Here is a 20,858-nt window from a genome sequence, read left to right as displayed (position 1 = left end):
TCCCCTCAAACCTGTGAAGCGCCGCCATCAGCGAACAGTTCGATACCGTTGACATAGCTGGCGGCGTCGCTGGCGAGGAAGGCCGCCACTTCAGCAATTTCCTCGGGCTCGCCGATGCGGCCGATCGGGCTCTTGCTCTTCAGAAAGGCCATACCTTCTTCCGCATGGTCGCCGAATGCTTCGCGCAATGATGCGGTGTTGGTCGGTCCGGGGCTGACGATGTTGAGGCGAATTCCGGTACCCTTCAAGTCGCTGGCCCAGCTTCGCACCAGATTGCGCACTGCTGCCTTGGTCGCGCCATAGATGCTCATCGTGGGTCCAGGGTCGATCGAGGCAGTCGAGCCGACGATCACGATCGAGGCACCTGCGCTCATCAATGGAAGTGCGCCCTGCACGGTGAAGACGATGCCCTTCACGTTGGTGTCGAACTGCTGATCGTAGGCAGCTTCGGTGATCTGCCCGAGCGGTGCATGGACGCCCCCACCAGCATTGGCGACCAGCGTGTCGATGCGCCCAAAGGTCGCTTTCACCTGTGCGAAAAGAGTATCGAGGCCAGGCAGGCTGGTCACGTCGGCGACGATGCTGGTCGCCCGCTCACCTAACGCGGCGACGGCCTCGTCGAGCGCGTCCTTGCGGCGCCCCGTGACAATCACGCGCATGTCTTGGGATACCAGCTTGCGTGCGATGGCAAGGCCGATGCCGCTGCTCCCGCCCGTTACCAGCGCAATCCTGTCATGTGTCATCGGCCATCCCTCAAAGTTTCAATGTCGGTGATGCAGGTGTTGGCAATCGTCTCGGCAAAACCGGTGCCGAACAGCCCCACTGGAGTCTGAAAGCCGGGGCGGACCTCGCCCGCCAGTACGCGCCGGGCCGCTTCGGCCGCAGCCATCGGCGTGAAGCTGTAGCCGTTGACGGTATCGAGAACGGATCGAACGATCGTGCCGTCTATCGCGGTGACTTCGACCGCCGCCTGATACCGGTTGGCATCACGTTCGGCAGCGTCCGGTCCGACAGGCAAGTTGGCGAGATCGCCGTCGGGGAAGGCCTTGCCCGACACATGGACATAGGTTTCTACGTCCGGGATGCCGGTGGCGCGGCCGATGGTGATGAGATCGGGGAGCGTGACCGCGAAGCACCGCTCCGCACCGCCGCCGAAATCAAAGTGTGCCGTCTCGCCAGGCGACCGCGGGGCCAGTTGTCCGCCACTAAGTCGCAGCGTCTCGGTGACGAGATTCCGGCGCGCGCTGATCGCCGAACCACGCGACATTGACCCGGCGACGTGCAGTGCGATGGCCAGCTTTTGCGGCTTCTCGACACGCGCCGCAGCATGGCCGGCGAGGCATCCCAGCATCGCGACGCTGCCGCCACCGCCGGGCAACAGCATGACGCCCGCCGCTCGCGCTGCATCGTCCAGTTTTTCGGCCAGTCGGTAGGTGTCGAGTTCGGCGGCGATATCGAGATAGTGAACGCCCGCGCCGATCGCCGCACGCATCAGCGGCTCGGCGGTGTCCATATAAGGGCCGGCGCAGTTCAGCAGCACCGACACGTCGGTTAGCGCCGCCCTTATTGCGTTGTCATCTGACAGATCGAAGGCGCGGTAATCCACGTTCAGCTCTTCGGCGAAGTGGACGAGCGGTTCGCGCGACCGTGCTGCCAGAACGAGTGGCAGCCCAGCCGCGCGTGCCAGCTCCGCCGCCATCCGACCGGTGTAGCCGCTGGCACCATAGACCATGAGACTTGTCATGATGGCTCTCTGCTCAAGCTCTGCGCGGCATCTTCGCCATGCTGCCAGCTCTTGTAGACGAACTCGAGGCTGTAGCCGTCCGGATCGCGGACCTGAGCGGCATAGTAGCGGGGATCGTAATGAAGCTGCGGTCCGGGGGCATGGATCTCGCTGCCGCCCGCCTTTATCGCCGCGGCGTGGGCTGCATCCACCATGGCCGCAGAAGTAGCCGCAAGCCCGACATGTACCGCGCCGGGGGCTGGCACGCCTTGCCGCAGCCAGAAGAGCATGCGTCCGTTCGCGCCGAAGCCTTTGAGGTCGGGGTGGCCTGGAGGGCCTTCCGAGCCGGCATAGTCGAGCCGCGCGGTGATGCCGAGGACGGGCAACACCTGTTCGTAGAAGGCGATCGAGCAAGCGGTGTCGCTCACCGTCAAAATGATATGGTCGAGCATGTGCGTCCCTTCAGATGATGTAGCCGCCCGCGACTTCGATGTTCTGGGCGTTCACCCAGCGATGGTCGTCCGACAGAAGGCCAGCGACCAGGCAGCCCACGTCCTCGGGTTCGCCGACCCGCCCGAGCGCCGTCTGGCTTGCCAATAAGGCCTCGAACTCGTCGTTCAGGCCGCCCCCCAGCTCCGTCCTGATCGGACCGGGCGCAATCGAATTAGCGCGAATGCGGCGCTCGCCGAACTCTTTCGCCATGTAGCGGGTCAACACCTCCAGCCCGCCCTTGAACGCGGCATAAGGTGCGACACCCGTCGTTGCGACACGGGTCGTCGCGCTGGCGACGTTGAGGATGTGCCCGCCGTCCGCGATCAGCGGCAGTAGGGCCTGTGTCAGAAAGAACGGGCCCTTCAGGTGGACACGGAACAGGCCGTCGAACTCGTCCTCGCTCACTTCCGCCATCGGGCGGAAAAGGCCGTAGCCAGCATTGTTGACCAGTGCGTCGAAACGGTCGGCGCCCCAAGTCGCCGACAGCGCATGGCGGACCGCATCGCGAAACGCGGGGAAGGCCGCGCTGTCACGCACATCCAGCTGCAGTGCCACGGCTTTGCCGCCCTCGTCTGCGATGGCACCGACGACCTTCGCGGCGGCTGGGGGGTTGGTGTTGTAGGTGAGGATCACCCCCATGCCGCGCCTGGCGCACTGAATCGCCGCGCTCGCACCGAGGCCGCGACTACCACCGGTGATAATGACGATGCTCATCCTGTTATCCTTCGATCTTCGCTGATCGAGGGATAGGCGGAGCGATCATCGGCGGCTCACCCGTTCCTGCTCAATGCTTGCCTAATCGTGCTTTTTGGTTGTCCCTGCGCCGCAATCGTGGAAGCTGGCCGCATGGAAATGCAGCTTGCAGAACTCCGCTCCCTCACGGCGCGTGCCGAGAACCGCCGCACTGAGACGGGTATCCCGCGCGTGGCGATGGTTCAGGGTGCGATCCCCGAGCACCAGCTTGCTGCCGTGTATGAGCCAATGATCAACGTCATCCTGTCAGGCTGGAAGACAATGACCGTAGGCGAGCAGACGCTGCGTTACGACCCCGCGACCTATTTTGTAATGTCGGTCGATCTGCCTGCGGTTGGAGCGATCCATCCGTCCGACACCGGGGAACCCTATCTTGCCGTGAATCTGACGATCCAGCCTGCGGTGGTTGCCACACTATTGGCGGATATGCCCAAATCTGCCGGAGGCGGACTTTACAGTCCCGCCTTCTCGGTCGCGCCGGTGACGCCGGATCTGCTCGATGCCTGGGTGCGGATGTTACGCCTGATGGAGCGGCCAGGGGAAGTCGCCGCGCTCGCGCCGTCCTATGAGCGCGAAATCCTGTTCCGTGTCCTGCAAGGTCCGATGGGCTGGATGCTGCGCGATATAGCCATGCCTGACACCGCACTGTCGCGCATTGGCGTTGCAATACAGTGGATCAGGGAAAACTTCGCGCGCCCGATCCGCGTCGCGGCGCTGGCAGAGATGGCGGCACTTAGTGTCTCGGCCTTCCATCGTCATTTCAAGGCCGCAACGGCGCTTACCCCGCTGCAATATCAAAAACACGTGCGGCTGCTTCACGCGCGGTCCTTGCTAATGGCGGGAGAAGGTAACGCGACCTCAGTCGCGTTCGGCGTGGGTTATGAAAGCCCGACGCAGTTCAGCCGCGAGTATGCGCGGCAGTTTGGGCTGCCCCCGTCCCGTGACGTAGCGCGCTTTCGAAGGGCCTGAGGCAGGACCGATCTTTTCCGATATACCGGCCTCTTTTGGAGAGCTGGCGACCCCGTCGGTTGTAGCCGTCGGCCACTTTGCTTCGACCGCAAATCTGGCCCTTTCGCGCCATGGTTATTTCTAGCGGCGAAATGAATGAACGACAGCAATCGGGGAGCGTAGCCGTGCATCCGGAGGTGGACTTTGTTGGCGGACGCCGGCTTTCGCATGCGGCGAAGCATCAGTCGCCCTCCGAAGCGGGTATACCATTTCTAGCAGGCATTGCGTCGAACCCACTTTCATCTGACCAGTCCGTGCTGTCGGTCACCAGAAGAGTATGCGCAGGCCCCACGCGGTCACTGATCGAATGCACCCGGATGCGACAGACTGGCGGACAATCCTGAGGCACGCTCCGCGTTGCCGGGAGAACACGTCCGTTCCTGGAGATCATCCATGCCATCTTACATCCGCACGTATGCGAGGCTCTCTGCCGCTGCCCTGTTCGCCGTCGGCTCGCTCGGCCTTGCCCTGGCCGTACCGGCAACCCCCGCCCACGCGCAGTTCGGCGGCGTGGTGTTCGACCCTAGCAACTATGCGCAGAACATCCTGACTGCCGCACGGACTTTGCAGACCGTCAACCAGCAGATCCAACAGCTTCAGAACGAGGCACAGATGCTGGTCAACATGGGCAAGAACCTGACCCGCATCGACTTTCCGCAACTCGATGCCCTCAAGCAGAAGCTCGCCGAGATCGACCGGCTGATGGGCCGCGCGCAGGCTATAGACTTCCGGGCCGACCAGCTCGACGACAGGTTCCAGTCGCTGTATCCGCAGGACTTCAGCTCGGCCATGCGGACAGATGCCCGCGTTCGTGATGCTCGGGCGCGCCTCGACGCCAGCATGGGCGCATTCCGCCAGACGATGGCCGTGCAGGCCCAGGTGGTCGAGAACGTCCAGTCGGACACCGAGGCTCTCGCCGGCATCGTTGCGCGCAGCCAGGGTGCCGAAGGATCGCTCCAAGCCCAGCAGGCGACCAACCAGCTTCTCGCACTCACCGCCAAGCAGCAGTTCCAGCTCCAGCACATGATGGCCGCGCAGTTCCGTAGCGAGGCCGTCGAGCAAGCCCGCCGCGCGACGCAGTCGGCGGAAGCCCGCGCGGCGACGAAGAAGTTCCTCGGCTCCGGATCGGCCTACACGCCCGAATAGCCCCGTCGGGCCAGCGCGCCCGATCCGGCCCGCGATCGGCGGTCCCCCTCTCAAGCCGTCGATTGCCGTCGCGGGGCGTGGCCCGCCCCCCGCCGCGCCCCGCGACACCCTTTCGCTCCAGCAGGAAGTCTCGTGCCTTGAACGACCTCAATGTCATCGACCGCTTCTTGGCTGCGTTCATCACCTACATCGATAGCGGGTTCGGACTGCTTGGACCCGACGTCGGGTTCCTGACTGCGACACTGATCGGCATCGACATCACGCTTGCCGGCCTTTTCTGGGCAATGGGCGGCGAGGACAACGTCATCGGCCGGTTCCTGCGCAAGATCCTCTACATCGGCGCGTTCGCCTTCATCCTGAACAGCTTCTCGACGCTCGCCGACATCATCTTCCGCTCCTTCGCGCAAGCCGGCCTTACCGCTGGCGGTGGGACACTCTCGGCCGACGACCTGCTCAAACCCGGGCGCCTGGCCGGGACCGGCTTCTCGGCCGCGTGGCCGCTCCTCGAACAGGCCAGCGATATGGTCGGGTTCACGACCTTCTTCGACAACTTCCTGACGATCATGGTGCTGCTGTTCGCGTGGGCGCTGGTGATCGTCGCCTTCTTCATCCTTGCGGTGCAGATGTTCGTCTGCATCCTCGAGTTCAAGCTGACCAGCCTCGCCGGCTTCATCCTCGTGCCGTTCGCGCTGTGGAACCGGACCAGCTTCCTCGCCGAGCGCGTGCTCGGCAATGTCGTGAGCTCGGGCATCAAGGTGATGGTGCTCGCCGTCATCGTCGGCATCGGCTCGAACTTCTTCACCGAGTTCACCGAAGCGCTGCAGGGCCAGGAGCCCGACATCGGGCAAGCCATGAGCCTCGTGCTCGCCAGCCTGTCGCTGTTCGGCCTCGGCATCTTCGGTCCGTCGATCGCCTCCGGTCTGGTCGCCGGGGCACCCCAGCTTGGTGCTGGCGCTGGGCTCGGAACCGCGGTCGGCGCGGCCGGCGTGACGATGCTTGCCGGTGGCGCTGCCGCCGGTGGCGCACGGGCGCTGGGAGGCGCTGCGCTCGGCGCAGTGCGTTCGGGCACGGCGATGGGCTCGGCCGCGTCGACCGCCTACCAGCTCGGTCGCGAGACGGCCGCCACGCCATCGGTCGGCGCTGGCCTTGGCGGCGTGGCGCGTGCCGCCAGCAATGCCGCCAAGTCCCGCGCCAGCAGTGCGCTCGGGCTGGGCGAGGCCGCTGCCGGCGGGCGCCAGGCGGCATGGAACGCACTCAACCAGAACTCGACTCAGAACTCTCCGTCGTCGTCTCAGGGTGGACCGGGCGGCGGCGGGGAGACCGGCACGCCCGCCTGGGCACGCGCGATGCGCGACCAGCAGACCAGCCGTCATCGGCGTCAGCTCGCCATCCACAGCATCAGCCAAGGCGATCGCGGCGGCGCCTCCGCAACCCCCGACATCAAGGAAAGGAACGACTGAGCCATGTTCTTCAAGCGAAGTGCGCAGCGCTACGGGCGCACACCACCCCCGGAAACGCCGTACCATCGCGCGGGCCAGCTCTGGGACGACCGGATCGGCTCGGCGCGGGTGCAGGCGCGCAACTGGCGGCTGATGGCGTTCGGCTGCCTCGTGCTGACCGCGGGCACCTCTGCGGGGCTGGCCTGGCAGTCGCTGCAAAGCCGGGTCACGCCTTTTGTTGTCGAAGTCGACCGGCTGGGCGAGGCGCGGGCCGTGCAGGCCGCTGATGTCGAATACCGGCCGACCGATCCGCAGGTCGCATGGCACCTGTCGCACTTCATCACCAATGTCCGGTCGGTGTCGCTCGACCCGGTGCTGATGCGCCGCGACTGGCTCGAGGCTTATGACTTCGCCACCAAGCGCGCCGCGCAGTTCCTCGGCGAATATGCGCGTTCGGCAGCGCCTTTCGCCAATGTTGGCGAGCGGACCGTGTCGGTGCAGGTCACCAGCGTCGTGCGGGCGTCAGACAAGTCGTTCCAGGTGAAATGGACCGAGACCGCTTACGAGCGCGGCTCGCAGTCCGGCACCAGTCGCTGGACCGCGATCCTCACCACGGTCACGCGCCCACCGGCCTCAGCCGATGTGCTCCGGAAGAATCCGCTCGGCATCTATGTCGACGCGATCGGCTGGAGCCGCGAACTCGACGCCGCTCCGATCTCATCGCCTGCGGCGCGTTCCGCGCCAGAGCCTGCGGCGAACCTTCCGCTCGGATCGCCACTCGATCCTTCTCTCGGCGCCCAGCCGATCACCCCGGCATCGTCCAACACTCAGGAGACCAACTGATGAAACATGTCCTCCTGCCGGCGATCGTCGGCATGATCATCGCGAGCCCGGCGCTCGCGCAGAATCGCTCCGCGCCATCATCGTTGAGAACCGTCCAGTCGGCGACACGAAGCGCGACGGTCGAGCCGACGGCCGCGGGGTTCGTTAGTGGCGCGCAGGTTTATCCCTTCAGCGAAGGAGCGATCTTCCAGGTCTATGCGGCACCGGGTCTGGTCACCGACATCACGCTCCAACCCGGTGAGAACCTCGTCGCGGTCGCAAGTGGGGATACCGCCCGCTGGGTAATTGGCGATACGACGAGCGGCTTGGGCGAAGGCAAGCAGACGCACGTCTTGGTAAAGCCGTTTTCGGACGGCCTGCTCACGAACCTCGTCATCACGACCGACCGCCGTGCCTACCATGTTCGGCTGGTCAGCACCTCGGGCACCGCCTTGTCGTCGATGCGCTGGACCTATCCGCAGGACGAACTGCTGGCGCTGCGCCGCCAGGCCGAAGCCGCTCAGGCTGCGGCTCCGATCGCTACCGGACTTGCGATCGAGCAGCTGCATTTCAACTATTCGATCAGCGGTGACCGGCCGGCATGGCGGCCGCTGCGCGTGTTCGACGACGGGTCGAAAACCTATGTCGAGTTTCCCGCGTCACTTTCGAACGGCGAGGCGCCGCCGCTGTTCCTGGTGGGCGCCGACGGCAAGGCCGAGCTGGTCAACTACCGCCTGCGCGATCGCTTCTATGTCGTCGACCGGATCTTCGATGCCGCCGAATTGCGCCTCGGCCTCAAGAAGCAGCAGGTCGTCCGGATCGATCGGGTGTCGCCGCGGGCCAAGCGGAGGGGCGCATGACCGATACGCCCACGAATGAAGCCCCGGTCACTGCGCCTGCCAAGGTCGATCCAGAGACGCTGATCATTCGCTCCCGGCCGGCGCGTGCCATCCGTTTCCGGCGCGGCGCGATTATCGGCGCGGCGGCGCTCGGCTCCGCCAGCCTGATGGGGATCGCCTGGATGGCCCTTAAACCGCAGGTTTTCAGGCGGGTCGCCCAGGAAAGCGAGCTCTCCCAGCCGATGGCGAAGCCCGTCTCGGATGCGCTGTCCGAGCTCCCGACCAGCTACGGCGATGCACCAAAGCTCGGGCCGCCGTTGCCGGGTGATCTCGGGCGACCGATCCTGCGTGCCCAGGAGCGGGCGGGAGCCGAGGTCTCACCGTCGCAGGTCGATACGGCTGAGGCGGCTCGGCAGCAGCGCCTCGCCGAACTCAAGGCAGCGCGCGAATCCGGCCTGATGGCGCAGGTGGCCACCGGCAACGGCGCGACACCGTCGGCGACAGGCGCAACCGCGGCGATGGTCGGGGCCGCTTCAGCGGCTCCGGCCGCGACCGGCACGCGAAAAGAACAGTTCGCATTGGCGCGCGACACCGGTGGCGATCTCAATTCCGGCCGACTGGTGGCACCAATATCGTCCAACAGCCTCCTCGCCGGCAGCGTCATCGCGGCGAGCCTCATCACTGGGCTCAATTCCGACCTGCCGGGCATAGTCATCGCGCAGGTGACGCAGAACGTGTTTGACACGGTGACGGGCCACATCCTGCTCGTGCCGCAGGGGGCCCGCCTCATCGGCAAATACAATAGTGTAATCGCGTTCGGCCAGCGGCGGGCGCTGGTCATCTGGCAGCGACTGATCCTGCCGGATGGCAGCTCGGTCCGTCTCGACAACATGCCAGCGACGGACGCCGCTGGGTATGCCGGGCTGGCGGACAAGGTCGAGTTCCATACCTGGACGTTGCTCAAGGGCGTCGCCATCGCGACAATGCTCGGTGTCGGATCGGAATTGTCGATCTCCGGCGAGAGCGATCTCGTCCAGGCAATCCGGGAATCCGCCCAGTCGAACACCGCTCGCGCTGGCGACCAGATCACGCAGCGCAATCTCGACATCCAGCCGACGATCACGATCCGTCCAGGCGCACCCGTCCGCGTGCTGGTGACGCGCGATCTCATCCTCGCGCCCTGGCGCGGACAAGGAGGCCCCCATGGCTGACTTGAAGCTCGGCAAGCTGCCCGACCGTACGCCGGTCAAGCTCTCGATCACAATCACGCCGGACCTTCAGGCAGGGTTGCAGGATTACGCGGCGGTCTATGCCGCCACCTACGGCGTCGAGGAGCCGGTGGCCGACCTGGTGCCCGCAATGCTGGCGGCGTTCCTCGAAAGCGATCGTGGATTTGCCAAGAGTCGTCAAGCATACATCCGAGGCTCACGATGAGCGAATTTGGCCATAAAACTCAGTCAGAGGTGCAGCCGTTTCTGTCGAATGACCAAGCGGCAGCCTTTCTCAATCTCTCTCCGCGTACATTGGAGAAACTGCGGGTAGTCGGGGGCGGGCCAGCCTTTTCCAAATTAGGACGCCGGGTCATTTATGCGAAGGATGACCTCGAACTCTGGGTGAGAGCGAGGCTCTGCAATTCCACTTCGGACTTGAAACGGCCGGGCGCGCCAAGAGGTTGCAAGGGGTAGGCAGAGCAGCATTCGAAAATTGCATAACGGAGTGTCGTTCCGAACCGAGGCGGTACAAAAGTCCACCGCTTCATTTGAACGTGTGGCATCTAAAGCTGCGGCAAGCGCAGCCCGGCGTATGGGGATTATGTGAAAGCCTGATCTGCGCCGAGATTGAATCAATCTTTTAACCAGATACTTTGCTCCAGACCGCTACAGTAGGAGGTGGCGTGCTGGGGGATTCGCAAAGTGACTGACGAGAGTTTAATGCCGCGCTGGGTGCGTGACCTGACACGTTTCCTGCCGCTGAAAAGTCAGTTCGTCCTCACCGGAAATGTGCGCGACCTGCAAATCGGCGCACTGGGTGGACGCGCCGCCGCCGCTTCGTTGAACGAAGTTTTGGCCGCGACGCTGAATGGGGCCGGTTATGCCGACATCGTTCGCTTCGATCCGGTGCAGGGTTTCTCGGTCGCTCCCAATCCCGATCGAACCGGCGAAATCGACGGCCCCCTTCTGCGATTAGGGCTTACCCCCTCAAACGGACGCGCGGCTGGGGGAGGTGATCTTCTCGCAACCACGCTTCAACGCCTGTGCGAACTCGAAGACGCACCGCTCGCCTTGATCGTCGACTTCGCGTCGCGCCTCATCGTCCGCAACGATGCCCTTTCTCCAGCGGAGCAACAGCTTTTCACTCGTGCGCTGGTGACAAGCCAGTCGGCCGAGGCTCGCCCGGTGGGGCCTGATCGTGCGCCGCGGTTCAACACGATCATCTGGATCGTTGAAAAGGAAGGCGACCTTCCCGATTGGCTGACGATAGACAACCCCCGGCTTCGCCACATCCCGATTGCGACGCCGGATCGTGCGGCGCGGCAGGCCGTGGCACTTTCACTGGTCCGTGGCATGCCCGGCGGTCGCGAGGCCTCTGCCGACACCCTCGAGGCGGCGCAGGACGAGCTTGTCGATGCCACGGAAGGCATGTTGCTGGTCGATCTGAATGCGGTTGCCCAGCTCGCCCGCACCGAGGGGGTGGCGATCGGCGAGATTTCCGAAGCGGTTAGGCGCTACAAAGTCGGCGTCACCGAAGACGCGTGGCGGAAGATCGAACGCCGCCGGATCCTCGATGGCGCCGAAACCATTCAGCGCCGCGTCGTCGGGCAGGACCATGCCATCGTCCACATGCTGGACATTGTGAAAAGGGCGGCAACAGGCATTGGTGGCGGTGGCCGAGGCGGTCGGCCCCGCGGGATAGCCTTTCTTGCCGGCCCCACTGGCGTCGGCAAGACCGAACTCGCCAAGACTGTAACCGAACTGCTGTTCGGGGACGAGAGCGCATATATCCGCTTCGACATGTCGGAATTCAGTGCCGAGCATGCGGATCAGCGGCTCATTGGCGCTCCCCCAGGCTATGTTGGCTATGACGTCGGTGGCGAACTGACCAACGCGGTGCGGGAAAAGCCGTTCAGCGTCGTACTGTTCGACGAAATCGAGAAGGCGCATCCGCGCATCCTCGATAAGTTCTTACAGATTCTCGATGATGGCGTGCTGACCTCGGGGCGCGGCGATCGGGTCTATTTTTCCGAAGCGCTCATCATCTTTACGTCAAACCTCGGCATCTACTCGACCGGTCCCGACGGCGAGCGGCGCGCCAATGTCACGTCGGACCAACCCTTCGCAGAGGTTCAATCGAGGGTACGCGGGGAAATCGAAAACCATTTCAAGCTCGTGCTCAATCGTCCCGAAATCCTCAATCGCTTCGGTGAGAACATCATCGTTTTCGATTTCATTCGCAGCGAAGTGGCAGGCAAGATTTTCGACTCCATGGTCGCCTCCGTGTTCGCAGATGCGGCCAGCTCGGGCCGCCCGATCACGATGTCAGCCGATGCCCATGCGGTCTTGAAGGACCTTTGCACTGCGGACCTCGCCAATGGCGGCCGAGGCATTCGTAACAAGATCGAGGCGTATCTGATCAACCCTCTCGCCCGGGCATTGTTCGAGCGGGAAGCCGATGGCCCGACCGTGATCAAGAGTATTACAGCCGGACCGATCACCTCGCTTGAGCTCGAAAGCGCGTGATGCAGATCGCCGTGTCGCGCCTCCATTTTCCCGTTACGGCCCTTGGCCCCGGGAAACGGATCGGCCTTTGGTTTCAGGGGTGCAGCATCCGGTGCCCGGGCTGCATTTCGGTCGATACCTGGGCCGACGACATCGGCCGCGTTCCAGTGTCCGACGTAATCGAGCGGGTCGCTGCCCTCGCACCTGAGGCCGACGGATTGACTGTCTCAGGAGGGGAGCCGTTCGACCAGCCGGACGCACTGACGTGTATCCTCTCTGCATGGCGAGGCCTTTCGAGCCGCTCTGTGCTCCTGTTCACCGGGAAGGAAATCGAGGAAATTCAGCCTTGGCTGGCGGCCAATCCCGGCCTTGTCGACGCGGTTGTTGCAGGCCCGTTTCGCTCCGATCTCCCGCAAAGCATCGCCCTGCGCGGCAGCGACAATCAGACGCTCCGCATTCTGACGCCGCTGGGTGAGGAAATGCGACCTTTCGAGCGCCCATCGGAGGCTGGCGATCGTAAGCTCGACGTCATGTTTGACGCGGACGGCGACGCGTGGTTCGCCGGCATCCCTGCGCGGGGCGATATTGGACGGCTTCGGCGCGCGCTTGCTGCGGCGGGACATCGCGCACAGACCTCGGATGCGCACGGGACATTTGCCGCATGATCCGCTTTTGCCCCAATTGCCAAACCGAGCGGCCGATTGACGAGATGTTCTGCGAAGGCGAACTAGCCGGCAAGCTCTGCGACTGGCCGATGTCAGGCGTTCCGTTGCGGCAACCGGGATGGCGTCCGCCTGAAGTCTCGGCATCAACCGCTTCCACACCGCTGACTCTGCAGTGCATTAACGGCCATCCGGCGGAGCCTGGCGATCTCATATGCTCCATTTGCGGCGCAGACGTGGCGGAGCCGGGTGTCGCGGCCGACACCAATGCCGAACCACACCCATCCCCGTCCAGCTCTGCCTCTCAGCCCGCTGACGCCGGTGCGGCGAGTACGGAGACCCGCATCGCCGGGTGGGCCTTGCTCAAGCGATTGCCCACGACGAGCCACGTTCGGGAACGCTATGAGGCCGTGCGGGAAGCCGACGAGCGACAGGCGATCCTCACGCTCTACGCGGCGGGGAGCGAGCCGGACCCGGAAGTGTACGAGATACTGCGCACGCTCAATCGCGACCATGTCCCGGAAGTGCTCGAAACGGGCCATTATGGCGAACGCGCCTATGAGGTGACGGAAGATTTGCGCGGCGGGACATTCGCGGATCTTGGCTTGGTGGCCGATGACGTTGCATCGCTGTCGCGGATCCTCGAGGAGGTCGGGGGCGCGTTGGCTGCCTTAGCCGAGTGCGGGCTCCGCCACCGTGATCTCAGGCCGGGCGCCATCATGGTGCGCGCCCGAGACCCGCTTGATCTCGTGATTACCGGATTTGGGTCGGCGCGGCTCTCCGACTACGACCTCGACATCGTCTCGCCGCTCGAGATCACGCGCTACACCGCGCCGGAAGCCGTGGCCGGCGGCGTTGCCGCTGCGAGCGACTGGTGGAGTCTGGGCATGCTCATTCTTGAGCAGGTCACGCATGGTGCATGTTTCGCAGACGCCGATGACCAATCGTTTCTGATCAGCGTGCTGACCAATGGCGCTCCGATCCCCGAAGGATTGGCGCCCGAGCTGGACACGCTGCTTCGCGGCTTGCTGTGTCCCGATCGTCGCGCGCGATGGTGTTGGCCGGAAGTGCGCCGCTGGCTCGACGGCGATATGCCCGAGGCCCCGGCCAGGCAGGGTGCCATCGCCGATGATCAGGCGACCCGGTCCATCACATTGGGGGGTCGGCGATTTTTGGGCGGTGCTCAGTTCGCCCTTGCCGCCGCCGAGGCCGAGCAATGGGACGAGGCTCGTGAGCTCCTGCTGCGGGGGGATCTTGCAACCTGGATGGAGGAAGCCGGGTTCCAGCCCGATCTGCGCGCAGAAATTCGTCAGATTGCTTCGCTGGACTCGGTTTCCGAGGATTTCCGGCTCGCGCTCGGCCTAAAGGCGCTCAATCCGGCTATGCCGTTGGTCGTCCGCGGTGAGATTGTCACGCCGGGTTGGCTGATTGATCACGCGACCGAAGGCTATGCCCTGATCACTGGGCCCGTGCCCGACCGGCTCGAGCGCGACGACGCCGAACTCTGGCTCGCCCGTCTCAAGCGCCGAGAAATCAGGGTGCGGGATCGAGCAAGACAGCTCGATGTCGAGCTTGATGAGACCAAGCTCCAGACATTGGCGCTTTCCACCTCCAAGAGCCGCCTCGGAAACGTGTGGGAAGAACAACGGCGCATTCTTCCCGACACCGATCACCCCGGTTTGCTGGCGATCATTGAGCGGCGGATCACCGAAGAGGAAGATCTGATCCTGTTGCTCAGTGCGGCAGTATCGCAGTTTCGCAGTGCCGATGCCATCGTGGACGAGGCCGAACAAGCTGCCCAGCGCGCGGGGCTTGAATCCTTTGATCGCACAGAGGCGCTTGCCCGGCTCGCTCTGCCGCGCCGGGAGCTGCATGCCGATCTCGAAACGCGGCTCGAAGGGTTTGCGCGCAGCGGCCTCGATCGCATCGACGAATGGGCCGACCAATTCCGGCTGGAACGCCGACTGCCGATCGCGCGGGCGCTGGCTGTCCTTGCCGTCCCGAGCGATCAATGGCGGCAACCCCCGCGGCAGTCCTATGTCGCCACGCTTCTCGACTTTTTCGCGCGCCGGATCACTGGCTCCATCATGCGCGGACCACTCACGCGCATGATCATTGGCAAGACGACGGCCCGGATCGACCTGAACGAGCTAGACAGCCCGCGACGCCGCGCGGGCGCGCTGCTCGATCACTTGCTGCTCCGCAATGATCAAACGATCGACATCGACCCGGCTCCACTCACGGACGATCCTCGGCTCGAGCGGCGGCTGCGGACCCTCTATGCGCACGCCACCCTGTATCGACGCGACACAGGGATCAACGGCCTTTACCTGGGCTTCCCGTTTCTGGTGATGCAGGAAGCGAAGTCGAGCACGCGGCCGAGGATCGCGCCCATCCTATTGTGGCCAGTGCGACTGAGCCCCGAAGTCGGATCCCGTGGGCGGGTCACCCTGGCCTTCGATCGCGATCGCGAAGAGGTGCGGCTCAATCCGGCCTTTGAAACCTTGCTCGGGATCGATGCCGCGGCCCGCTGGCGCGATGCCGCCAATGAGGTTCTGTCCCGCTCCTCGGTCAACGCAGCCGAAGTGGTCGATGCCTTCCGGGATTTTTTTGCGGTCGAAGGTCGCGAGCTTGCGCCGCTTCCCTCGAAGGATCTCAAGCTTAAGCCGGGCGATGACCGGATCGTATGCGCGGCTGCGATGTTCCATCTCGGATTTCTCGGCCAAGCCGTGATGGAGGATTTGCGGCAGCTCAAGGCCATGCCGCCAGCCGGATCCAGCCTCGAGACCGCATTTCGGGTGGGCGATGATATCGAGCGCGCCGCGCCGGGGCGTGTTGGCGAGCTGGAGCGCTATTTCACCGCCGATAGCGATCCGTCGCAGGAAGCCGCCGTTCTTGAAGCACGGCATGGTCGCGGTCTTCTGATCGAAGGGCCGCCTGGCACAGGTAAGAGCCAGACGATCGTCAACATGGTCGCCGATGCAATTGGAACCGGACGAAGTCTGCTGGTTGTCTGCCAGAAGCAAGCAGCCCTTGAAGTCGTGCACAAGCGGCTCGACGCGGCCGGTCTGGGTGAGCGGGTCGTCATGGTCAATGACGTCAACAAGGACCGAGAGCCCGTTATTCGAACAATCCGGGAGCAGCTTGAAACTCTTTTTCAGCGTCCCCCTGGCGCCACCGGTTGGCGGCAGCAACGCCAGCAAACCGCTGCGCGGATCGAGGCGCTTGAGCGCGAACTCGATGGCCAGCATCGCGCGTTGCACGCTACCGACGAGCAAACAGGTCTTTCATACCGGTTGCTTTTGGGTGACCTGATCGGCCTTGCCCGCGAAGGCGAGGCGCCGTCCTTACCGTCGCTGCGTACCTTGCTGGCATCTTTCGATCCTGGACGTCTGGCGGTGCTTCAGGAAACCTGCGCGCCGGTCGCGCGGCTGTGGCTGCCTGCCCATTATGAGCAAAGCGCGCTCGTTGACACGCGTCCGTTCGGCGTTGAGGTCGGCACGATCGAAACCTTCAACTCCGATGCGCTCGACTTCATCCGGCTCGAGCGCGAACGGCTCTCAGTCATCGAGCGGACACCCAACGCGCTTACGATCAATGATCCCGAACCCTATCGGACATGGTCCAATGCGCATGGGGCCACTTTGCTTGGCCTGGACCAGGAGGCACGCGACCGCCTCACGCGGTGGCTCGACCGCTTGAAGGGCGCATCGGAACGCATGGCTGGAAAGACAGCGATGCAGACGGCGCTGGCGGACATCGAAGGTGATTTGCTGCGGCTGCCGGCGGACGACGCCCCCGACGATGAAGTCGCGGTGGTCCGCGGAATGGCCGATGCCGAACTCGAGGAATGGACCGCCCGATCAGACCGGTTGCTGAAGCGCCCCACCTTTCTGGAACGACTGTCGCCATCGCGATGGCTTGCCAGCTGGCGGCGCCGACAATTGTTCAAGCTGGAGGGGCTGACGGATGCGGCAGCCTTTGGACAAGCGCTCCACCGTGAGGACGCGCTGCGTCCCGTACGGTTGCGGTTGATCGAGGCGGCCAGCGAGATTGGAGAACCGTCAGGGCATCTGCCGCCGCTCCGTATCTCGCAATTGCTCGATGTGACGCGCAGCGCACTGGCGCAGCTTGCTGCGGCCGAAGCCGTTGTCACGCGCCTGGAGGCCTATCCAGAGCCAGAAACCGCCTATGCCATGGCCCGCGCCACGAGCAAGCAAGCGGTCATCGACCTGATCGAGGGCATTGATCAAGGGCTTGCTCGGCATGCCGTGCGCACGGCCTGTGCAGCAGCGCTCGCGCGGCTGTCACCTTGGATGACCGAGGTGTGGATCGAGAATTGCTCGAAGGCGATTGCCGACGACGCGACGAACCTTTCGCGGTTGGAATTGCTCGAGCGCGACCTCCCCCACGTGACGGCCTATCAACGCTTTCGGGCGCGCGTGCCGCAGCTGGGGGAAGAGGCAATGGCCGTCTTCGCCGAGCTTGCCCGAATCCGAGACCGGCTCGAAGCCCTTGCAGCGGACCAGCTCGAACCCACTGTTCGCCGGATCATTGCCACCGAAGCCCGACTGGCTTGGAAAGGTCGTCTCGAAGCGGAAGATCCGACGCTTCTTCTCGAAGCATCCGAGCTCGAGGCAAAGGCCAGATCGCTGGCCGATGCCGACCGGGATATGCGCATGCTCAATCGGCGGTTCCTCGTAGAAGGTCTCGATGCCAGCCGTCTGAGACCGCTGCGAGAGTGGGAGGATATCACCAGATTGCGGGGCGTGCGGGCCAAACGGCTGCGGGAATTTGTCGATCTAGGAGCCGATCTAGGCCTCATGCAGCTCCGGCCCGTGTGGTTGGTCAATCCCGACGTCGCAAGCCGCCTCTTGCCCTTGCGCAAGGCGCTGTTTGATACCGTCATATTCGACGAAGCCTCGCAGATGCCGATCGAATATGCGCTGCCCACTCTTTACCGCAGCCGAAACATGATTGTCAGCGGCGATGAAAAGCAGATGCCTCCGACGGCATTTTTCGCGAGCCGCGTCGAGAGCGATGAAGCCGAAATCTACGACGGTCAGGATGCCGATGACGAATTGGGCGAGGAGGAGCGGGACGCTGCCGCCGAGACCTGGAATCGCCGTGAAATCAAGGATTGCCCTGACTTGCTGCAGCTCGCCAAGACGGTGCTGCCCTCGACGACGCTGCAGATTCACTACCGGTCTGCCTATCGCGAGCTGATCCAGTTCTCGAACGCCTCCTTCTATGTCAATCGCCTGAGCGTTCCCGCGCGGCATCCCGCAGATGAGATCCGCCGGGTGCGGCCGATCGAAATGATCCGGGCGGAGGGAATCTATGAAGATCAGACCAACCGGACCGAAGCTGAGCATGTGGCTGACACCCTCCGCTCGCTGTGGCGGGCCGACGGAAGCAAGATTCCCACCGTCGGCGTGGTTACATTCAACCGCAAGCAAGCCGACCTGATCGAGGAGGTGCTCGAAGATAGAGCCGAGTCTGATGCGGCCTTCCGGGTGGCGCTGACGCGTGAGCGCGATCGCGTCGAAGCCGGCGAGGACATGGGATTTTTCGTCAAGAATGTTGAAAATGTGCAAGGGGATGAACGCGACGTCATCGTCTTCTCATCGACATTCGGTCGCAACGCACAGGGAACTTTCCGCCGCTTCTTCGGCGTGTTGGGCCAGAATGGCGGCGAGCGCCGTCTCAATGTCGCCGTGACGCGGGCCAGGCAGAAAGTGATTCTGGTCACCTCGATGCCCATTCCGCAGATATCTGATCTGCTTTCGACCCGTCGCCAGGCCGTGAGCCCACGGGATTTCCTGCAGGCTTATTTCGAATATGCCCGCTGCATCTCGGACGGTGATCTGGAGGCCGCCAGCCTCCTTCTGACTCGCCTCACGCCCGAGCAACGCCGAGGGCCGGGCCGATATGAAGGCCTCGGTGACGGCCTTGAAGACGCCGTCGCTGGAGAGATCAAATCGCTCGGGTGGCAGCCCAGCGCGGTCAGCGACGACGGCGCCTTCGGTCTCGATTTTGCCATCGAAGATCCGCGAACTGGTCTCTATGGCATCGGCATCGAGTGTGATGCACCGCGCCACGGCCTGCTCGAAACCGCACGGGCACGCGAGCTTTGGCGACCGAGCGTGCTCCGCCGTTCGATTCCGGTGATCCACCGCGTATCTTCGCACCGCTGGTTCCATGAGCCGGCCCAGGAGCGTGAACGGCTGAGGGCGGCTGTAACCGCCGCATTGGGAGCGAGAATATGAGCGGCCCCAAGGTCGTCCGGATCGTGACGCGCGAGGAAATTCTGGAAATCTGTCACGGCCATCTGGCGCGGGTTGATGCCGCCTTGGCAGAGTGGACGCGAATCGGTCGCCGGAATGACTGTATCGACGATGAGGCTGTCGTCGCGGCGCAGCGCCGCCGCGATGCGCTTGCCATGCTGATCGCTCAGGACCGGTTCGCCGACCTTCAGAAGCAGGCGCCGATCGAAACGGAATTCCTGCGTGATGATTTGCAGCAGCGGCTCGCGAAGGTCGCGGCCGAACAGACTGCAGCGCGGACGCGAGAGCAGCGCGAATGCGAAGCCGCGAGCGCCTTGCTGCGGGCTTTGCGAAAGACCGGTACGCCGCTCGACCCTGATCTTGAAAAGGGGCTCGAGCGAGGCGACTCCGCTGCAACGGCGCGAGGCTTTTTGCTGCTCGGCGAAACACGTCCGGTCCAGGCAGACACATATCTTGCCGCCAAGCTCCGCGACGACGCCCCTCCGGCGTCGTTCGCGGACTGGGCCCGTGCGCAGCCCGCGCCGCCGCAAGATCCCGCCATCGACCGTGTCGCCGCCCGCATAATGGAAATTGCGCAGATCACCGATCTGGAGGAAGAGGCGAACTGGCAATCGCGGCTTGTCGAAGCGGCCAGCGCACCAGCCAAGCGCCGACATCTCATTCTCGACGCTCTTGAAGTCGAAACCGGACGTGCTCTGACAACCGCGCGCCGGCGGATAGCGGCAATCGCTGCCCTCCATGCGACCCTTGCAGAAGCCGAAGCCGCCGGTCTCGATGTGGGGCGTTGGCGAGCGGACATCGATCTCGCCGAGCTCGGCGAGATCGAGGCACGGGAAGCGGAAGCCGCATCGTCGATCCAGACCCATCGCGAGGCGAAGGCTGTACAGGCTCGCCGTGCCGCCGTGCTCGAGGGTCTGAGCGGGTTGGGCTATGAAGTGGCGGAAGGCATGTCGACGGCCTGGGCTTCCGAAGGTCGGCTTGTCATTCGCAGCGCGGCACGCCCTGACTATGGGGTGGAGCTGAGCGGGGCGGATCGATTTCAGATGCGCCCGGTCGCCTTCGATGCAAACGGGAGAGGGCCGGACCCTGCGCGCGACAAAGATGCCGAAACGATTTGGTGTGGTGATGTGACCGGCTTGGAGCAGCGACTGGCAGCACTCGGCGATGGCCTCAAGATCGAGAAGGCCCTGCCAATCGGCGCGGTCCCGCTCAAGCGTATCGAAATTGGCGGCGCGGATGGCGGTGCACGCATCGAGGCGCCGGTGCTGCGACAGCGCACGCTTCGCTGAGGTTATCGTGGTGGGCGCCAGCCCGCCCGGCGCGCCTGTTCGGCAGAACAGAACCAGCGTTCGCCTTTTGCCGGATCAATTCTGACGTCGGCGTAAGTGCGTGATCCTGGAAGCTGATAGATGCGAGCGCCGGACGCCGAGATGTTCCCCTTGATCCGGCATTGGGCGGATGGTGGAGCGGGATCAGGGCCGCGCTGCGACTGACGATAGGCTTCTGGCCGTTGGAGGCCGACGGCCCAGACTCCCCGTCTTGCAGCGCGCGCCCGACTTTCCGCCGAGATGTAATCCAAGCTGTATTTGCGATAGGCGGTCGCCCAACCCGCCTCGACCAGCGCTGCCCCCACGTCACGTCCGTTCAAACGGCAAACCGCAACCACCCGGCCATAGCGGTCCCGATCGGTCGCGACGCAGCTTAGCCGCTTGTTTTCCACCAAGGCCTTGAGCCATGCGGCCGCGGCCTTTCCGCAGGCTAGCTGGCGGCGTTGGCCACAACGTTGCGCAAGCTCAGGGGCATCGACACCTGCCAGTCGGATTCGTTGCTCCCTCACGATCAGGGTATCGCCGTCGACGACCTGTGCGGGTCCAGAAAGCGTAAACTGCAACATCAACGCGAAAAACAGCCAAGTCATCCCTCTTTGTTCCTCAATCAAATCACGTATAAGTGGCTGCCGGGGAAAGACAA

General features: G+C 64.0%; 17 protein-coding genes. 12 read left to right on the top strand and 5 right to left on the bottom strand.

What is annotated here, in order from left to right:
* Positions 1 to 5 precede the first annotated feature (5 nt).
* Genes K9B33_RS19795 through K9B33_RS19780 form a run of 4 tightly spaced genes read right to left on the bottom strand, consistent with a single transcriptional unit; the run spans position 6 to position 2,929 of the window.
* Positions 6 to 743, bottom strand: coding sequence for an SDR family NAD(P)-dependent oxidoreductase (locus tag K9B33_RS19795; protein WP_224550841.1), 738 nt, complete (start codon positions 741 to 743; stop codon positions 6 to 8).
* Entirely contained in the window at positions 740 to 1,732 is a 993-nt protein-coding gene (locus tag K9B33_RS19790; protein WP_224550840.1) for a saccharopine dehydrogenase family protein, read from the bottom strand. The genes K9B33_RS19795 and K9B33_RS19790 overlap by 4 nt, the downstream gene beginning before the upstream one ends.
* Before the next feature lie 8 nt (positions 1,733 to 1,740).
* Entirely contained in the window at positions 1,741 to 2,175 is a 435-nt protein-coding gene (locus K9B33_RS19785; protein ID WP_224550839.1) for a VOC family protein, read from the bottom strand.
* 10 nt (positions 2,176 to 2,185) lie between these two features.
* Complete coding sequence (locus K9B33_RS19780) at positions 2,186 to 2,929, bottom strand: SDR family NAD(P)-dependent oxidoreductase (protein ID WP_224550838.1); 744 nt, start codon at positions 2,927 to 2,929, stop codon at positions 2,186 to 2,188.
* A gap of 132 nt (positions 2,930 to 3,061) precedes the next feature.
* On the opposite strand from K9B33_RS19780, the gene K9B33_RS19775 reads away from it, so the two are divergent.
* The 12 genes from K9B33_RS19775 to K9B33_RS19720 all read left to right on the top strand — a co-directional run bounded on the left by K9B33_RS19775 (position 3,062) and on the right by K9B33_RS19720 (position 20,176).
* Positions 3,062 to 3,937 (top strand): AraC family transcriptional regulator, encoded by an 876-nt coding sequence (locus tag K9B33_RS19775; RefSeq protein WP_224550837.1) that lies wholly within the window; start codon positions 3,062 to 3,064, stop codon positions 3,935 to 3,937.
* 432 nt (positions 3,938 to 4,369) lie between these two features.
* Complete coding sequence (gene trbJ / locus K9B33_RS19770; RefSeq protein WP_224550836.1) at positions 4,370 to 5,122, top strand: P-type conjugative transfer protein TrbJ; 753 nt, start codon at positions 4,370 to 4,372, stop codon at positions 5,120 to 5,122.
* Positions 5,123 to 5,259: 137 nt separating this feature from the next.
* Entirely contained in the window at positions 5,260 to 6,582 is a 1,323-nt protein-coding gene (gene trbL, locus K9B33_RS19765; protein WP_224550834.1) for a P-type conjugative transfer protein TrbL, read from the top strand.
* A 3-nt stretch (positions 6,583 to 6,585) separates the two neighbouring features.
* Complete coding sequence (gene trbF / locus K9B33_RS19760) at positions 6,586 to 7,404, top strand: conjugal transfer protein TrbF (RefSeq protein ID WP_224550832.1); 819 nt, start codon at positions 6,586 to 6,588, stop codon at positions 7,402 to 7,404.
* Positions 7,404 to 8,243: a P-type conjugative transfer protein TrbG gene (gene trbG / locus K9B33_RS19755; RefSeq protein ID WP_224550830.1), complete on the top strand. Its 840-nt coding sequence runs from the start codon at positions 7,404 to 7,406 to the stop codon at positions 8,241 to 8,243. Before trbF ends, trbG begins: the two co-directional genes overlap by 1 nt.
* Positions 8,240 to 9,433 (top strand): TrbI/VirB10 family protein, encoded by a 1,194-nt coding sequence (locus tag K9B33_RS19750; RefSeq protein WP_224550828.1) that lies wholly within the window; start codon positions 8,240 to 8,242, stop codon positions 9,431 to 9,433. The genes trbG and K9B33_RS19750 overlap by 4 nt, the downstream gene beginning before the upstream one ends.
* The gene (locus tag K9B33_RS19745) at positions 9,426 to 9,656 is read left to right on the top strand and encodes a DUF2274 domain-containing protein (protein ID WP_224550826.1); all 231 of its coding nucleotides are present in this window, start codon (positions 9,426 to 9,428) and stop codon (positions 9,654 to 9,656) included. Before K9B33_RS19750 ends, K9B33_RS19745 begins: the two co-directional genes overlap by 8 nt.
* A complete protein-coding gene (locus K9B33_RS19740) occupies positions 9,653 to 9,907 on the top strand; it encodes a helix-turn-helix domain-containing protein (RefSeq protein ID WP_224550824.1) in 255 nt (84 codons plus the stop codon). The genes K9B33_RS19745 and K9B33_RS19740 overlap by 4 nt, the downstream gene beginning before the upstream one ends.
* A gap of 228 nt (positions 9,908 to 10,135) precedes the next feature.
* The gene (locus K9B33_RS23195) at positions 10,136 to 11,959 is read left to right on the top strand and encodes an AAA family ATPase (RefSeq protein WP_224550823.1); all 1,824 of its coding nucleotides are present in this window, start codon (positions 10,136 to 10,138) and stop codon (positions 11,957 to 11,959) included.
* Entirely contained in the window at positions 11,959 to 12,603 is a 645-nt protein-coding gene (locus tag K9B33_RS19730; RefSeq protein ID WP_224550821.1) for a 4Fe-4S cluster-binding domain-containing protein, read from the top strand. The genes K9B33_RS23195 and K9B33_RS19730 overlap by 1 nt, the downstream gene beginning before the upstream one ends.
* On the top strand, positions 12,600 to 18,869 hold the full coding sequence (locus K9B33_RS19725; protein WP_224550820.1) for an AAA domain-containing protein: 6,270 nt from the start codon (positions 12,600 to 12,602) through the stop codon (positions 18,867 to 18,869). The genes K9B33_RS19730 and K9B33_RS19725 overlap by 4 nt, the downstream gene beginning before the upstream one ends.
* Complete coding sequence (locus tag K9B33_RS19720) at positions 18,866 to 20,176, top strand: hypothetical protein (RefSeq protein WP_224550818.1); 1,311 nt, start codon at positions 18,866 to 18,868, stop codon at positions 20,174 to 20,176. Before K9B33_RS19725 ends, K9B33_RS19720 begins: the two co-directional genes overlap by 4 nt.
* 2 nt (positions 20,177 to 20,178) lie before the next feature.
* Here K9B33_RS19720 and K9B33_RS19715 read toward each other — a convergent pair whose 3' ends face one another.
* Positions 20,179 to 20,805: a thermonuclease family protein gene (locus tag K9B33_RS19715; RefSeq protein ID WP_224550816.1), complete on the bottom strand. Its 627-nt coding sequence runs from the start codon at positions 20,803 to 20,805 to the stop codon at positions 20,179 to 20,181.
* Between the last annotated feature and the right edge of the window lie 53 nt (positions 20,806 to 20,858).

The organism is Sphingobium sp. 3R8, from assembly GCF_020166615.1.
Classification (GTDB): domain Bacteria; phylum Pseudomonadota; class Alphaproteobacteria; order Sphingomonadales; family Sphingomonadaceae; genus Sphingobium; species Sphingobium bisphenolicum.
This window is presented reverse-complemented; position numbering and strand designations above follow the sequence as displayed.